This is a genomic window from Enterobacter sp. N5-15 (assembly GCF_057221635.1).
Genome location: NZ_CM170150.1, coordinates 982069 through 997234, shown reverse-complemented (window position 1 = coordinate 997234; position 15166 = coordinate 982069). Strand labels below are relative to the sequence as shown.

At 57.1% G+C, this 15166-nt stretch carries 13 protein-coding genes; 5 read left to right on the top strand and 8 right to left on the bottom strand.

Going from position 1 to position 15166, the window contains the following annotated elements; translation table 11 throughout:
- Nucleotides 1-82 precede the first annotated feature (82 nt).
- Both hemB and olsF read left to right on the top strand, forming a co-directional pair.
- Nucleotides 83-1057 (top strand): porphobilinogen synthase, encoded by a 975-nt coding sequence (gene hemB / locus AC2TE5_RS04615; protein ID WP_024906774.1) that lies wholly within the window; start codon nucleotides 83-85, stop codon nucleotides 1055-1057.
- Nucleotides 1058-1129: 72 nt separating this feature from the next.
- Nucleotides 1130-2830 (top strand): bifunctional ornithine lipid synthase OlsF, encoded by a 1701-nt coding sequence (olsF, locus tag AC2TE5_RS04610; RefSeq protein ID WP_407602398.1) that lies wholly within the window; start codon nucleotides 1130-1132, stop codon nucleotides 2828-2830.
- A 79-nt stretch (nucleotides 2831-2909) separates the two neighbouring features.
- Here olsF and tauD read toward each other — a convergent pair whose 3' ends face one another.
- From tauD to mmuP, 6 genes are all read right to left on the bottom strand, one after another.
- Nucleotides 2910-3761, bottom strand: a complete 852-nt coding sequence (tauD, locus tag AC2TE5_RS04605) for a taurine dioxygenase (protein ID WP_174340698.1) — start codon at nucleotides 3759-3761, stop codon at nucleotides 2910-2912.
- Nucleotides 3758-4585, bottom strand: a complete 828-nt coding sequence (tauC, locus tag AC2TE5_RS04600; RefSeq protein ID WP_202774199.1) for a taurine ABC transporter permease TauC — start codon at nucleotides 4583-4585, stop codon at nucleotides 3758-3760. The genes tauD and tauC overlap by 4 nt, the downstream gene beginning before the upstream one ends.
- Nucleotides 4582-5349, bottom strand: a complete 768-nt coding sequence (tauB, locus tag AC2TE5_RS04595; protein WP_484612737.1) for a taurine ABC transporter ATP-binding subunit — start codon at nucleotides 5347-5349, stop codon at nucleotides 4582-4584. Before tauB ends, tauC begins: the two co-directional genes overlap by 4 nt.
- 10 nt (nucleotides 5350-5359) lie before the next feature.
- The gene (tauA, locus tag AC2TE5_RS04590) at nucleotides 5360-6322 is read right to left on the bottom strand and encodes a taurine ABC transporter substrate-binding protein (RefSeq protein WP_213330020.1); all 963 of its coding nucleotides are present in this window, start codon (nucleotides 6320-6322) and stop codon (nucleotides 5360-5362) included.
- Between the two features lie 240 nt (nucleotides 6323-6562).
- On the bottom strand, nucleotides 6563-7495 hold the full coding sequence (mmuM, locus tag AC2TE5_RS04585) for a homocysteine S-methyltransferase (protein WP_484612736.1): 933 nt from the start codon (nucleotides 7493-7495) through the stop codon (nucleotides 6563-6565).
- Nucleotides 7482-8882, bottom strand: a complete 1401-nt coding sequence (gene mmuP, locus AC2TE5_RS04580) for an S-methylmethionine permease (RefSeq protein WP_484612735.1) — start codon at nucleotides 8880-8882, stop codon at nucleotides 7482-7484. Before mmuP ends, mmuM begins: the two co-directional genes overlap by 14 nt.
- A gap of 364 nt (nucleotides 8883-9246) precedes the next feature.
- Here mmuP and AC2TE5_RS04575 point away from each other — a divergent pair, with 364 nt between their 5' ends.
- Nucleotides 9247-10356, top strand: coding sequence for an AI-2E family transporter (locus tag AC2TE5_RS04575; protein WP_029739734.1), 1110 nt, complete (start codon nucleotides 9247-9249; stop codon nucleotides 10354-10356).
- 120 nt (nucleotides 10357-10476) lie between these two features.
- On the top strand, nucleotides 10477-12261 hold the full coding sequence (locus tag AC2TE5_RS04570; protein WP_484612734.1) for a diguanylate cyclase: 1785 nt from the start codon (nucleotides 10477-10479) through the stop codon (nucleotides 12259-12261).
- 12 nt (nucleotides 12262-12273) lie between these two features.
- On the opposite strand, the gene AC2TE5_RS04565 is transcribed toward AC2TE5_RS04570, so the two are convergent.
- Both AC2TE5_RS04565 and AC2TE5_RS04560 read right to left on the bottom strand, forming a co-directional pair.
- On the bottom strand, nucleotides 12274-12678 hold the full coding sequence (locus tag AC2TE5_RS04565) for a helix-turn-helix domain-containing protein (RefSeq protein ID WP_029739732.1): 405 nt from the start codon (nucleotides 12676-12678) through the stop codon (nucleotides 12274-12276).
- 124 nt (nucleotides 12679-12802) lie between these two features.
- Nucleotides 12803-13447, bottom strand: a complete 645-nt coding sequence (locus tag AC2TE5_RS04560; protein WP_370732141.1) for a TetR/AcrR family transcriptional regulator — start codon at nucleotides 13445-13447, stop codon at nucleotides 12803-12805.
- A 179-nt stretch (nucleotides 13448-13626) separates the two neighbouring features.
- Between AC2TE5_RS04560 and AC2TE5_RS04555 the strand changes: the two genes are divergently transcribed.
- On the top strand, nucleotides 13627-15123 hold the full coding sequence (locus tag AC2TE5_RS04555) for an efflux transporter outer membrane subunit (protein ID WP_484612733.1): 1497 nt from the start codon (nucleotides 13627-13629) through the stop codon (nucleotides 15121-15123).
- Nucleotides 15124-15166 lie beyond the last annotated feature (43 nt).

Here is a 15166-nt window from a genome sequence, read left to right as displayed (position 1 = left end):
ACAAAATGCCCACTTTAGTAAAACACCTGACTTCACTTTGAGGTACACTAGCCCTCTTTGTTCCACAAACATCAGGCATACCATGACCGATTTAATTGCACGCCCCCGCCGCCTGCGCAAGTCACCTGCACTGCGCGCTATGTTTGAAGAGACAACCCTGACCTTAAACGATCTGGTGTTGCCGATTTTTGTCGAAGAAGAGATCGATGACTACAAAGCCATCGAAGCCATGCCGGGCGTCATGCGCATTCCGGAGAAGTACCTGGCGCGTGAGATTGAACGCATCGCCAACGCGGGGATCCGCTCGGTGATGACCTTCGGCATCTCACACCATACCGACGCCACCGGCAGCGACGCGTGGAAAGAAGATGGTCTCGTCGCCCGCATGTCCCGCATCTGCAAAGAGACCGTGCCGGAAATGATCGTCATGTCCGATACCTGTTTCTGCGAATACACCTCTCACGGCCACTGCGGCGTGCTGTGCGATCACGGCGTGGATAACGATGCCACCCTGCTGAACCTTGGCAAGCAGGCTGTGGTCGCTGCCGCTGCCGGTGCGGACTTCATCGCCCCATCTGCGGCAATGGACGGACAGGTTCAGGCGATTCGTCAGGCGCTGGACGCGGCGGGCTTTACCGACACCGCCATCATGTCTTACTCCACCAAATTCGCCTCCTCCTTCTACGGCCCGTTCCGTGAAGCGGCGGGCACGGCGCTGAAGGGCGATCGTAAAACCTATCAGATGAACCCGCTTAACCGTCGGGAAGCGATTCGTGAATCCCTGCTTGATGAAGCCCAGGGCGCAGACTGCCTGATGGTGAAACCGGCTGGCGCGTATCTCGATATCCTGCGCGACATCCGCGAGCGCACCGAGCTGCCGCTGGGCGCTTACCAGGTCAGCGGCGAGTACGCGATGATCAAATTCGCCGCGCTGGCGGGTGCGATTGACGAAGAGAAAGTGGTCCTCGAAAGCCTTGGCGCCATCAAACGCGCAGGCGCGGACCTGATCTTCAGCTACTTCGCGCTGGATCTGGCTGAGAAAAAAATCCTCCGCTAATCTTCACCAAACTGCAATACAACCGACATCTGCTCCTTCTACTGTCTTCGCAAGACGGCAGGAGGAGTAACCATGTTTAGCCTCGATAGCGTTCTCGACGATCTTTGGCCTCAGGCGAGGCCTGCACCCTGGCAAAAAAGTCTGTTAAAAAGACTGTTTTACGAAGACGAATTTCAGCAATTTGCCGCAGCACACCGCCACCTGAAAGGACTGGATATGGTGGAGCAAGTTCTGGAACACCTTGATATTCTCTGCACCGTTTCCGCCCGCGATCTCGAACAAATCCCCGAACATGGCCCGCTGGTCATTATTGCCAACCACCCGACGGGCACGCTGGACGGGCTGGCGCTGATGTACGCCGTCTCCCGCGTGAGACGCGACGTTAAAGTCGTGACCAACCGGATGCTGACGCACCTTGAGCCCCTCAGCTCGCTGTTTATTCCGGTGGACAATATGGGCGGCAGGACGGCGAAATCGTCGCTGGTGCAGATGGAACAGCATCTGCAAAACGCGGGCGTGCTGATCTTCTTCCCGGCCGGAGAAGTTTCCCGCCCCACGCGCAAAGGCATTCGCGACAAAAAGTGGCACTCTGGCTTTATCAAACTCGCCAGCAAGCTGCGCGCTCCGCTGCTGCCGGTGCATATTCAGGCGCATAACAGCCTGCTCTTCTATGCCAGCACGCTGGTCTCCCCAACGCTGTCGATGCTGCTGCTGATGCAGCAGATGTTTCGCCGCCGCCATAGCCAGCTGCCGATTAAAATCGGCCAGCAGATCGCCTGGCATCACTGGCATAGCGCTACCCTTTCGTCGCGAGAGATGGCCGAGCAGTGCCGTCAGCACGTGATGCGTCTTGGCAAGGGAGTGCCAGGCGTCTTTAAAACCCAGTGCGCCATTGCCCGCCCGGAAGACCGGGCCACCCTGAAACGCGCGCTGGCGCAGGCCGAATGTCTGGGCAATACCAGCGACGGTAAAACCATCTATCTTTGGCAGCGCAACGGTCAGGAAGACGCCCCGCTGCTACGCGAGCTGGGCCGCCTGCGCGAGATTGCCTTTCGCGCGGTGGAGGAAGGGAGCGGCAAGCGCCGGGACACCGACTGCTACGATGATGATTATCTGCACCTGATCCTGTGGGATGATGCGGATCTGGAGATCGTCGGCGCGTACCGCTTTATGCCGACCGCCAGCCAGGTTGAACGTCGCGGTCTGGAAGGGTTGTACAGCTATAGCCTGTTCCACTACGACGACAAAATGCAGGACGTGCTGGAACACGGCATTGAACTGGGGCGCAGCTTTATTCAGCCGCGCTACTGGGGACGCCGCGGCCTGGATTATTTATGGTCTGGGATTGGTGCCTATCTCGCCCGCTATCCGCACTACCGCTACCTGTTTGGCCCGGTCTCGATCTCCGGCGGCTTACCGCCTGCCGCGCGGGATCTGCTGGTGGCATTTTACCGCCTTTGGTTCCCGGCAACGCATCCGCTGGCCGCGTCACGTCAGCCGTATCCCGCATCGCTGCCGGACGTGCTCGCGCAGTTTGGCGGCGTGGATTACGTGGACGATCTGACAAAGCTGAAATCCCTGCTCGGCAATCTGGGCTGCGGCATTCCGCCGCTCTACAAGCAGTATTCCGAGCTTTGCGAGCCCGGCGGCGTGCAGTTTATTGATTTTGGCAGCGACCCGGCGTTTAACGACTGCGTCGACGGGCTGGTGCTGGTGGATTTGTGTTACCTGAAGGCGAACCGCTATCAGCGGTATATTGAGGCGCACCTTTAACCCCGTTGCCCGGTGGCGCTACGCTTACCGGGCCTACAATGGAACGTAGGCCGGGTAAGGCAACGCCGCCACCCGGCAATCAAGGCGCACGGTAAAACGGCTTATCCCCCAAAATCGTCGCCCGCTGCATAATCCTGCGCTGCGGAAGATAGTCCGCATTGGCATAGTGCTGCGTTACGCGGTTATCCCAGATCGCCAGGTCGTTCTCCTGCCAGCGCCAGCGCACCTGAAACTCCGGCTTGGTGATATGCGCGAACAGGAATCCCAGCAGCGCCTCACTCTCTTTTTCGGACACGTCCACAATGCGCGTCGTGAACCCTTCGTTTACGAACAGCGCCTGCTTGCCCGTGACCGGATGGGTGCGCACCACCGGGTGCAGCAGCGGAGGATGCTTCGCCACAGCTTCCTGCCAGCGCTGATGTTCCTCTTCCGTTTTACGGTACTTGTACTCCTGGAACGATTTTTTGAAGTCGTGCTCCGCCCGCAGCCCGCTCAGCAGCGTCCGGAACGGCGCGGAGAGCGCCTCATACGCCGCTATCCCGCTAGCCCACAGCGTATCGCCGCCGGTTTCCGGCAGCAGCTTCGCCGCCAGAATCGCCCCGGCGGGCGGCGTCTCGATAAAGGTCACGTCGGTGTGCCAGTTGTCGTTATCCGGCGGGTTATCGTTGTGGGTGTCCAGAACGATAATCTCCTCCACCCCTTCCGCATGCGGATAGACGGGGTGGATATGCAGATCGCCAAAGCGCAGGGCCAGCGCGCGCTGCTGCTGCGGGGTGATCGCCTGTTCGCGCAGGAAAACGACCTGATGGCGCAGCACCGCGTGGTACAGCTGCTCGAACTGGTTATCGCTCAACGGACGGGTCACATCCAGGCCCGACACCTGCGCGCCAATGTACGGCCCCAGCGGGGTAATGGTCAGACGTTCACTCATTGTATTTCTCCATGCCAGGGCGTCAGGCGGCGCTGTAACGCGCGCAGCCCCAGTTCTAATCCAAAGGCGATCGCGGCGATCACCGCGATCCCTGCCAGCACCACGTCAGTCGCCAGGAACTCTCCCGCCGACTGCACCATAAACCCAAGGCCACGCGTGGCTGCAATCAGCTCTGCCGCCACCAGCGTGGACCAGCCTACGCCGAGGCCGATGCGCAGCCCGGTTAAAATCTCCGGCAGCGCGCCCGGTAAAATCACGAACAGCAGCACCTGCGTGCGGCTGGCTCCCAGCGACTGCGCCGCGCGGATCCGCACCTGCTGGGCACTCTTCACGCCCGCCAGCGCCGACATGGCAACCGGGGCGAAAATCGCCAGATAAATCAGCAGGATTTTTGACGTTTCACCGATGCCGAACCAAATAACCATCAGCGGCAGATAGGCCAGCGGCGGCACCGGTCGGTAAAGCTCAATCAGCGGGTCGAGGATGCCGCGCACCGTCGGGCTCAGCCCCATCGCAATGCCCACGGGAATGCCGATGATGACGGCAGCCAGAAGCGCCACCAGAATACGCGCCAGACTTGCACCTAAGTGCTGCCAGAGCGTGGCATCCATAAAGCCCTGTGGCCCGGCGATGGTAATGAGTTTGGTCAGCACCTGTCCCGGCGGCGGCAGAAATAGCGGGCTGACCCACTGCTGGGCAGCAACCGCCCACCACACCGCCAGCAGCACCAGCAGCGTACCGACGCTCAACGTGATTTGGCGCGAGAAAGGCCAGCGCAGCGCCAGACGCGCGCGGCGCGTTTTTTCACTGAAGACGATGCTCATGAGAAGGCCTCCCGTTGTTCAAACACGCGGCTTAAGACGTATTCACGCTGTTCGATAAACAGCGGATCGGATTTGATGCTGCGCGCGGGTTCTCCCGCGACGTAGCGGCGGGCGAAATCCAGCGGCAACCGCTCAAGCACGCGACCCGGCCCCGGCGAGAGCAGCACCAGCTCCGTCGCCATAAACACCGCCTCTTCGATATCGTGGGTAATCAACAGCACCTGCTTGCCCGTCTCATGCCACAGGCGCAGCAGCAGAGTTTGCATCTGCTCGCGGGTAAAGGCATCCAGCGCCCCGAACGGCTCGTCCAGCAGCAACAGCTGCGGATTCGCGGCCAGCGCGCGGGCAATACCTACACGCTGCCGCTGGCCGCCGGAAAGCTGCCAGATAAAGCGTTTTTCCGCCCCTTCCAGCCCCACTTTTTTCAGCATCGTTCGTGCCGTTTCCAGCCGCTGTTCGCGGTTGATGCCCGCAAGCTGTAGCCCAAACGCCACGTTTTCCTGCACGTTGCGCCAGGGAAGCAATCCTTCGTTCTGGAAGACCACGCCGCGCTCGGCCCCCGGGCCTTCCACCTTTTTACCTTCCAGTTGAATGGTGCCATGCTGATAAGGGACAAACCCGGCGATCAGATTCAGCAGCGTGGTTTTTCCGCACCCGGACGGGCCCAGCACCACCAGCAGTTCACCGCTGTCCAGCGTCAGGTTGATGTCCTCCAGCGCGGGCTTACCACCGTAATCGGCGTACAGGTTCGTAATATTCAGCATGGCGGACTCCTTATTTCACAAAACGATCGGTCACGTACTGGCTGTAATCCGCTGCCACCGCGGGCACTTTGCCCTGCTCTTTGAGGAAGGTGGCGGTATCAACAATCGCTTTGTTCACCGGGCCGGTCAGCTGCTGCACCTGCTGCGCGGGCGTCAGATAGGTATTGCCTTTCACCAGCCCCGGCACGTCCGCTTCCGGCACGCCGCTCAGGCGGGAGAGTTTTTCCAGGTTGGTGGGCTGCTTCAGCCATTCATCCGGGTTAGAGATGTACGGCTGCTGGGCGTCAATCGCGCTTTTGGCGAAGGCTTTCACCACCTCAGGATGTTTCTCGGCGAAGTCTTTGCGCACGACCCACACGTCGAGGGTTGGCGCGCCCCACTGGCCCACTTTTTCAGAGTCGGTCAGCACGGTGCCGTCTTTTTCCAGTTCGTTCACTGCCGGTGCCCACACGTAGGCCCCGTCAATATCGCCGCGCTGCCAGGCGGCGATAATCGCCGGCGGCTGCAGGTTGATGATTTGTACCTGACCCGGCTTGATGCCCCAGTGTTTCAGCGCCGCCAGCAGGCTGTAGTGGGTGGTGGAGATAAACGGCACGGCGATGCGTTTGCCGATCAGATCTTCCGGTTTGGTGATGTTTTTCTTCACCACCAGCGCTTCTGAGTTACCGAGCTGCGAGGCGAGCAGGAAAACCTCAATCGGCACCTGCTGGCTGGCCGCAACCGCCAGCGGGCTGGATCCGATATTGCCGATCTGCACGTCGCCGGAGGCTAACGCACGCACGACGGACGCCCCGCTGTCGAACTTGCGCCAGTCGACTTTTGCGCCGCTCTCTTTGGCAAAGGTGTTGTCCGCCTGCGCGACTTTCGCCGGTTCCGCAGAGGTTTGATACGCGACGGTGACGTCCACCGCCTGCGCCTGAAATGCCCACAGCGCCAGTGCGCCGAGAAGTGTGATTCGCGATGAAATTGCCATAGTACCTGCTCCCCTTGTTGTTATGAGGGCAGTATTTCCGGCGCGGGAATTTTGATAAAGGAATAAAAATGAATCGCTCATAACGATTCGTTTTTAGATAAAAAGCGGGAAAGGATAGTGAATTTTGTGCGGTTCATTTTTTTCCCTCTCCCCGTGGGAGAGGGTCAGGGTGAGGGCATCAGGCCGCACGAAATCTCAGAGGTAGGCCGGGTAAGGCGTAGCCGCCACCCGGCAAAGCACTCAGCGCTGCGCGTTCAGCTCAGCAATGTCTTTCGGCGTGGTGCGACAGCATCCGCCAATCAGCTTAGCTCCGGCAGCCAGCCACTGCGGCAGATACCCCGCCAGCGTCTCGCACGCTTCCCCGTGGTGGTGCCAGGTTTTGGTTACCGCGTCATAATGCTCGCCCGAGTTCGGATAAACCACCAGCGGCAGCGACGTCAGGCTTTGCAGATGCTTCAGCGCCGCCGTGGTGCTTTCCAGGGCGATGCAGTTAATGCCCAGCGCAACGATGTGCGGCGAGTTTGCCAGCACGCTGACCGCCTCACGCAGCGGCGTACCGTCGCTCAGGTGCTCGCTGTCGCGTAGGGTAAACGAGAACCACGCCCGGGCGCGGGGATATTCAGACAGCAGCGTCGCCAGCGCCTTAATCTCTACAAACGAGGGCAGCGTTTCGCAGGCCAGCAGGTCAGCGCCCGCATCCAGCAGCGCTTCCACGCGCGGGCGGTGGAAAGTGGTGAATTCTTCCGCACTGCGCACGTAGTCGCCGCGATACTCTGAGCCATCCGCCAGATACGCGCCGAACGGCCCAACGGAGCCCGCCACCAGCAGCGTGCCCGCATGCGGGTTTTCAGCCAGATACGCTTCGCGCGCCTTACGCGCCAGCTCCACGCTTTTGCCGATCAGCGCGCGGGACTGTGCTTCGTCCAGACCGCGCGCCGCAAACCCCGCAGGCGTAGCCTGATAGCTGGCGGTGATCGCCACCTGCGCGCCCGCGCGATAGTAATCAAGATGCACTTCACGGATGAGTTCCGGGTTTTCCATCAGTACTTTGGCAGACCAGAGGCTGTCTGCCAGGTTACAGCCGCGCGCTTCCAGCTCCGTCGCCATCGCGCCATCCAGCACCACAAACGGCTGCTTTTCAAGGATGGCGGTAAGCGGGTTATTCTGCGACATGTTCAGGCTCCTGCGATGTCATATTTCGGGTCAGGTAGTACGCACCATAACACAGGGCGACAAACGGAAGCCCGCAATAAAGGGCAATGCGCTGGCTTGGGTCAAACCACAGGCCGACACAGGCCACCACGCAGAGGATAAACCCGAGCACCGGTACCAGCGGATACCACGGCGCACGATACTGCAGCGCAGAGAGCGGCTGGCCGGACTGCAGATGGCGGCGACGGAAAACGAAGTGCGACGCGCAGATGCTGATCCAGACCGCCACCACCGCAAAGCCAGAAATCGCCGAGAGCGCGACAAACACCGTGTCCGGCGCCACGACGCTAGAGAACAGCGCCAGCACGCCGCCGAGCATAGAGACCGAAAGCGCCGTCAGCGGCACGCCGTTTTTGTTCACGCGGGCAAAGCAGCGCGGCAGCGTTTTCTCATTCGAAAGCGACCACAGCATACGCCCGGAGGCATACAGACCCGAGTTCGCCGCCGAGAGGATCGCCGTCAGGATCACGAAGTTAACGATATCAGCCGCGTAAGGAATACCGACCTTTTCAAACACCAGCACGAACGGGCTCTTTTCCACGCCCGCCTGCTGCATCGGGATCAGCGCCGCCAGCACGAACACGGTGCCGATAAAGAAAATAATCAGGCGAGCGATGGTAGTGCGGATAGCAACCGGAATCACCTTGTGCGGATTTTCCGTTTCCCCCGCCGCGATGCCGATAAGCTCGGTACCGGAGAAGGCAAAGTTCACCGCCACCATGGTCATCAGGATCGGCAGGCCGCCGTGCGGGAACCAGCCTTCGGCGGTGATATTGCTTAAGCCCGGCGCGGGTGACCCGTCCTGCATCGGGATAAAGCCAAAGACCGCCGCGCCGCCAAGGATAATAAAGGCAATAATGGTGATGACTTTCACCAGGGAGAACCAGAACTCGCCTTCAGCAAAAAAGCGCGTCGAGATGACGTTCAGGCCAAAAATCACCGCGCAGAAGATCACGCACCAGGCCCAGACGGGCACCTGCGGGAACCAGTACTGCATACAGAACCCGGCGGCAGTAAAGCTCGAGCCGAGCGCCACCGTCCAGGTGAGCCAGTAGAGCCACGCCACGGTGTAGCCCGTCGCCGGGCCAAGGTAGCGGGCGGCATAGACGTGGAACGCGCCGGTTTCCGGCATCGCCACGGAAAGCTCGCCCAGACACTGCATCACCAGCCAGACCACCAGCGCGCCTATCAGGTACGCCAGCAGCGTGCCCGCCGCCCCGGTCGTGGAAATGATGTAGCCGGTATTGAAGAATAACCCTGTCCCAATCACGCCACCCAGCGAGAGCATAATCAGGTGGCGTGTTTTCATGGTGCGCTTAAGCTGCCCATTTTCTTGTTGTGTTTGCATATTACCTTCTATACGTATGGACATCTAAACATCCAAAGAAGGTGTGTTATACCGCGATTGTTAATAAAAAGCTAGATGACCAGACGCAGACGGGCGCGCCGCGCGCTGAGTCTGGGGTGGGTTGTGAGGATCACGTAGAGAATCGGACGCCAGGCCATAAGTACCTCCGCAAGCAGATACTTACAGCATGGTGCGGGAAGAGGCGATCTTCGGTCAGTCGAAAGTGGTATCCGTGAAGAGCGGATTCATACCGCAACACCGTCCACAGGACGGGTAAGGCGCAGCCGCCACCCGGCGGAAGGGTTGGTAATTCTCACAATCAGTTCTATAGTCGACACAGTTTCTTAGTAACCAGGACTGACTGATGCGATTTAACGGACTGACCAAAGGTTTCTTTATCTTTATTCTTGCCCTTGTGACCTGGGCCTTCTTCGACGTGCTGTCGCCCTACTTCTCCGCGATACTGTGGGCCGCTATTCTGACCGTCATCTTCAACCCGGTAAAAAACAGGCTGCGCGCCGCGCTGGGGGATCGCAACGGGCTTGCCTCGCTGTTGACCATTGGCATTATCTGCCTGATCGTCTTTATCCCGTTGATGGTGATCCTCTCCTCGCTCGCCATTGAGCTGAACATGGTGTACACGAAGCTCCAGGAGAACAACACCCAGTTTCCGGAAGTGGTGGCGAGCATCTTCAACCATCTTCCTGACTGGGCCAGCGGCTTCCTGGCGGATCACAACCTGACCAACGCGGCGCAGATCCAGAAAAAACTCTCCGACGTCGCTCTGCAGGGCGGACAGTATCTCGCCGGCAGCGCGTTTCTGATTGGCAAGGGAACGTTTGGCTTTGCGATTAGCTTCGGCATCATGCTTTATCTGCTGTTCTTCCTGCTAAAAGACGGCCCGTATCTGGTGCGCCAAATCCTCGACTCCCTGCCGCTGTCTGATTTCGCCAAGCAGCACCTGTTCGCCAAATTCGTCGGCGTGTCGCGTGCCACGGTAAAAGGTACGGCGGCGGTAGCGGTGGTTCAGGGCATCCTCGGCGGGATTGCGTTTGCGATTGCGGGTATTGACGGCAGCGTGCTCTGGGGCGCGCTGATGGCCTTCCTCTCGCTGGTGCCCGCCATCGGCTCGGCGATTGTCTGGGTGCCCGCCGCCATCTTCCTGTTCGCCACCCATCAGCTGTGGCAGGGGCTGTTTATTGTCGGCTTCTTCGTGATTATCGTCGGGCTGGTGGACAACATTCTGCGTCCGCTGCTGGTAGGCAAAGACACCAAAATGCCGGACTACCTGATTCTGATCTCCACCCTCGGCGGCATGGAGCTGTACGGCATTAACGGCTTTGTGATTGGGCCGCTCATTGCCGCGCTGTTTATCGCCTGCTGGAACCTCTTCTCAGGGCGCGATCACGAAGGTAACGCCGAAGAGCTGGACCCCGACTTCATCGAAGAAGGAAAAAATCCTCCAGAATTGTGAGGATGTGACGATAAAGACCACACCAGGCGGCGCTGTGCCGCCTTTTTTTTCGCCTTAAATCAAACGTTTTCTATAATTTGAAAGAACGCCATCCTACTCATGTCGTAAAAGGATCATCAGGTGCGAATCGCGACGATAACAAACTGGGCCTATGGTGCCACGGTCTGCCTGACCATCGCCTCCGGCATCATCATGCTGATGGCGTCCAGTGCTGACACTGCTGAACGTCAGGCCGTTGAACAACGCCAGCGTTTTGATGCGCTTACTGAAGATATAGAAACCGATGCCTGGGCTCAGTCCGATTTAGCGCGCCTCTACGTCATCAAAAAAGATCCGCAAACGTTAAAGGAATATAGCCAGTCAGAGAACAGCCTGAAGAGCGTTGAACTCCGGCTTGAAAAACTGCGGGATAACGGCGCGTCGGATGATGAGCTGTCCCTGCTGCGCGAAGGCATAAAAATCATTGATGAACTGCAGGACGAACAGCAGACCGCCCTCTCCAGCCTTGAACGAGGAGAAGACGCACAGGCCGTTGCCCTGCTCTACGGTGCGCCCTATGAGCAAGAGCTGGAGCGCGCGCAGAACCAGATCGATCATTTTCGCCAGATACTCGACAAGCGCGTCATCGCCTCCGTTCAGGAGGCGACAAAAAAATCGAAAGCGCTGCGTACGGCCTCTGAGCTAATGGTCGGCCTGACCGCCCTGCTGTTCCTGTTTGTTCTCGGTTTTATATTAAAGCGCCGCGTGCTGCGCCCCGTGGTGCGCCTGAGCGACGTGGTACACCGTCTGGCGTCCCAGGATTACGCGGTTGAAACGCCTAATTTCAACCAGATTGATGAGATTGGCGATATGGCGCAGGCCATCCGCATCTTCCGTGAAAACGGCCTTGCGCGACAGCGTCTGGAAAGAGAGCGCGATGCCGACTGGGCCATCCGCGAGCTGCTGGCACGCATGACCCAGCGGCTGCAGGGGTGTGAGAACTTTAACGATGTGATTAACGTGGCGGAGCTGTTTGCCCCCAATATCGCGCCGGGGATCGCGGGTCGGCTCTACATTCTTGACCGCGATCCGTGGCAGATGCGCAGCGTCGCGCAATGGCTTTCACCCATCGGTGAAGAGACGACGTTCCATCCGGACGAGTGCTGGGCCGTGCGCCGTGGGCAGAGTCACCCGCCGGTAAACGGTGAGCCGGATATCGCCTGCTACCATCTTCCGGCCTCCCAGGCGGAAAGTTCCCTGTGCGTGCCGCTTATCGCCCAGGGCGAGGCCATTGGCCTGCTCTCCTTCCAGAACATCACGGCGGACAACGCCCCTTCCCGCGCGTATCTGGAACTGATGGCCGAAGCGCTCGGGCTGGCGCTGGCTAACCAACGCCTGCGCGACGCGCTGCTGGAGAAAGCCTTGTTCGACCCGCTCACCGGCCTGCGTAATCGTCATCATCTGGAAGATACCCTGCAAACCCAAACGGCACAGGCGACGCGCACCGGCGTACCGTTAAGCTGCATGATGATCGATATCGACCACTTCAAGAGCATTAACGACCGGTTTGGTCATGAAGCGGGCGATCTGGTGATTAAAAGCGTGGCGTCGATTGTTCAGCGGGCCGCCCATGACAACGGACTGGCATTCCGCTACGGGGGCGAGGAGTTTCTGGTGCTGCTTTCCGGTGCCGATGAAGCAGGCGCGTACGCCTGCGCCCAGAAGATTTACAACGGCGTGCATGAGCTGTCGCTTCGCTACGGGCTGACCGAGATTGGGCCGGTGGACGTGTCGATTGGCATTGCCAGCTACCCGCAACATGCCCAGACTGACAACCTGCTGCGCGCCGCGGATGTGGCCCTGTACCGGGCGAAAGAGCTGGGCCGCGCGCGGATTGTGAGTTTTGGGATGCTGGAGGCGGGTTAGCGGATTATCGCTTTACTCGCGCGTTACCTCAGTAATCAACATCGACAATCCATTCATGTAGTGACTTTTTTTAGCCTGCTCGCGGTATTTGGTTGGGGAGAGTCCATATTGATTCGAGAACGCTCTGCTGAACGTTGACGGCTCCTCGTAGCCTAACATCGTGAATATATCTGAAACAGAGAGCTGCGTATGTCTGAGCATATGCGCGGCTTTTTCAAGCTTCCGGCTTCGAATATAGAGACCTATACTTATGCCACACTCCTGGCGAAAGTTCCGCTGAATGTAAGCCAATGAATAACCGGATTTCCGTGCCACATCTAAAACGGTAATGGGCCGGTATAAATTCGAGTCAATCCAGTGAGTAAGGGACTTAATTACAGCTTCACGATCTTTTAAGAGAGTAAACTTTATACACATAAGTATCCACGAAATTTTATTTACAAGAAGGCCGCTGGCAAAGTCATCCAATGACGATTGAAAATAAATATTTCCCAAAAGAAAATTCACCCTAATAATAGGGTGAAGGAACGCTTACTGTATTTTAGAAAGATGTCTTTGCAACATCCTCACTTTTTTCAGGACCATACAGTTTCATAAACGCATTAACGGAGGCCTGCGCTTTCATGACGATTTCACTTTCTTCAGGCTGATCCTTTCTTGCTTTTAAAAGCAAAGGCTCCAGTATGTCGGCCTGGAGAAGAGAACGAAAATACTCAGCCGCCAGCACAGGATCATCTTTTCTTAAGATGTTTTGATTCATTAAATCGGTAAAAAGCGCCGAAACATTTGAACGCAGTTTTTGCATTCGCGCATAATATAATTCTCCGATACCCGATCTTCCGGCCTCGGAAATCATTAATCTTTGCAAGTCCACAATATCCGGAGAGCAAATATAACGTAAAAAGGCAACGGCAAATTGCTCGATAACCAGCTGTGGTGATTTTCTGAAAAGGCGCACCTGCCCTGCAGTTTCAATAGTCATGCTTTTTATATACTGTTCAGTTTCTGAAGACATGCATTCTACAAATAGCTCTTCTTTCGAAGAAAAGTGACTGTAAATTGTCGATTTTGAGCCACCAACAATCGCGTTAATCTCCGAGATAGACGTGGCATCAAATCCCTTTTGTCGAAACAGCCCGGATGCGACCTCCAGGATCTGTTGCCGTTTAAGCGCTCTTTTATCCATATGTTTCCTCGTTAGTTTAGGTGTCTGGCCGGAGCCAACACTTATTGTTCTCTGATTTCGGAATCACGTCTGGTAGTAGGGTTCGTAATCGTACTGACGAGTACATTTTCATTTGACGGCGCTCAGAAGTCAAGATATAAAGTGTACCGTACCGTACGGTACTGTATTTGGACTTCTCTATGAACAGCATGACGAGCGTACTGATGAAAGGTTTTCAGGAGACACTCCCGAGGTGTCGTATTTCCGGTTTAACCCGGTCCAGCATAGTGATGGGCTGTGTTGTCATTTCCGCCATCAGTATGAGCGGATGCGCCATAATCCCCGATCTTGGCACCCCACCGTCTATGAAGACGGTCTCACAACTTAAAAGCGATCAAAGCTTCCCTCATCAGAACGGCCAGTGGCCGAAAGATTACTGGTGGAAGAAATACGGTGACGAGCAGCTCAACGGGCTGATTGATGACGCGCTTAAAAATTCCCCCACGCTTAACATCGCCGAAGCTCGCGTGAAACAAGCGCAGGCGATGACGCAAAGTGCGAGCGGTTCGCTTTTCCCGGAGGTCACCGCAAACGCCAGCTTTATGCGGGACAAAATGAGTTACAACTATGTGACGCCTGAAAGCGCAACGCCTCAAAACTGGAACAGCTACGGGCGCACCACGCTTGATATGAGCTGGGAAATTGATTTTTGGGGTAAAAACCGCGCCGCGCTCGCGGCTGCAACGTCAGGTGAAATGGCGGCTGTAGCGGAAGAAGCACAAACAAGACTGGTGCTCTCTTCTTCTATTGTTACCGTTTACGCGGAGCTGGCGCATTTATACACCGTACGCGAGACGCTTAACGATACCCTCACTATACGAACCAGTACGCTCGCGTTGTTCCAGCAACGACATGACGCAGGGCTTGAAGATTTATCCAGCCTTCAACAGGTTGAGACGCGTCAACTCAACGCAAAAGCAAATCTGGTGGCAATAGATGAAGCTATTGCGATCAAAAAACATGAGCTCGCTGCGCTGGTCGGTGATGGACCTGATAGATCGCTGGCGATAACCGCGCCTAAGGCAACGCTTTTAGCGCATGAGGAACTTCCTCCCAATATTGCGCTGGATCTGATTGGTCGACGTCCTGATATTGTCGCAGCACGTTTACGCGCAGAGGCTGCAGCAGAGCAAATCAAACAGAAAAAAGCCGGTTTTTACCCCAGCGTTAATCTGGTTGCCTTTGCCGGGTTCCAGTCACTGGGAATTAATAACCTTACCCGGAGTGGCTCAGCAATTGGTAGTTTTGGCCCGGCCATATCGCTGCCAATATTTAATACGCAAAAGCTACAGGGTGATTTGAAATACGCCAGCGGTGAATATGACATTGCGGTGCAGGTTTATAACGACACGTTAACGAATGCACTTCGGGAAGTGAGCGATGCGCTCACCAGCAGAACCTCACTGAAAGACGAGATGCTTTATTCTCAGGGTGCAGTCACGTCGGCAGAAAAAGCATATTCGCTCACCAAACAAAGATATGAAGGAAAGGTTGCTGACTATCTCGACGTCTTGTCTTCGGAAGATGAGCTGGTCGCGGCCCGCAGAAAATTAGCCGATGTAAATTCCCGTGCCTTTACGATTGACGTCGCATTAGCGCGTGCATTGGGCGGCGGATATACCTCGAGCAAACAGTGATTTTTTAACACCAGGTTAATAACTAAATAGTGGAAAGAAAGGA

What these genes read in the sequence shown, in the direction of transcription:
- tauD (WP_174340698.1), bottom strand. Translation starts at nt 3,761, where the DNA reads ATGAGTGAACGTCTGACCATTACCCCGCTGGGGCCGTACATTGGCGCG.
- olsF (WP_407602398.1), top strand. Translation starts at nt 1,130, where the DNA reads ATGTTTAGCCTCGATAGCGTTCTCGACGATCTTTGGCCTCAGGCGAGG.
- AC2TE5_RS04555 (WP_484612733.1), top strand. Translation starts at nt 13,627, where the DNA reads ATGAACAGCATGACGAGCGTACTGATGAAAGGTTTTCAGGAGACACTC.
- mmuP (WP_484612735.1), bottom strand. Translation starts at nt 8,882, where the DNA reads ATGCAAACACAACAAGAAAATGGGCAGCTTAAGCGCACCATGAAAACA.
- tauB (WP_484612737.1), bottom strand. Translation starts at nt 5,349, where the DNA reads ATGCTGAATATTACGAACCTGTACGCCGATTACGGTGGTAAGCCCGCG.
- AC2TE5_RS04560 (WP_370732141.1), bottom strand. Translation starts at nt 13,447, where the DNA reads ATGGATAAAAGAGCGCTTAAACGGCAACAGATCCTGGAGGTCGCATCC.
- mmuM (WP_484612736.1), bottom strand. Translation starts at nt 7,495, where the DNA reads ATGTCGCAGAATAACCCGCTTACCGCCATCCTTGAAAAGCAGCCGTTT.
- tauA (WP_213330020.1), bottom strand. Translation starts at nt 6,322, where the DNA reads ATGGCAATTTCATCGCGAATCACACTTCTCGGCGCACTGGCGCTGTGG.
- hemB (WP_024906774.1), top strand. Translation starts at nt 83, where the DNA reads ATGACCGATTTAATTGCACGCCCCCGCCGCCTGCGCAAGTCACCTGCA.
- tauC (WP_202774199.1), bottom strand. Translation starts at nt 4,585, where the DNA reads ATGAGCATCGTCTTCAGTGAAAAAACGCGCCGCGCGCGTCTGGCGCTG.
- AC2TE5_RS04575 (WP_029739734.1), top strand. Translation starts at nt 9,247, where the DNA reads ATGCGATTTAACGGACTGACCAAAGGTTTCTTTATCTTTATTCTTGCC.
- AC2TE5_RS04565 (WP_029739732.1), bottom strand. Translation starts at nt 12,678, where the DNA reads ATGTGTATAAAGTTTACTCTCTTAAAAGATCGTGAAGCTGTAATTAAG.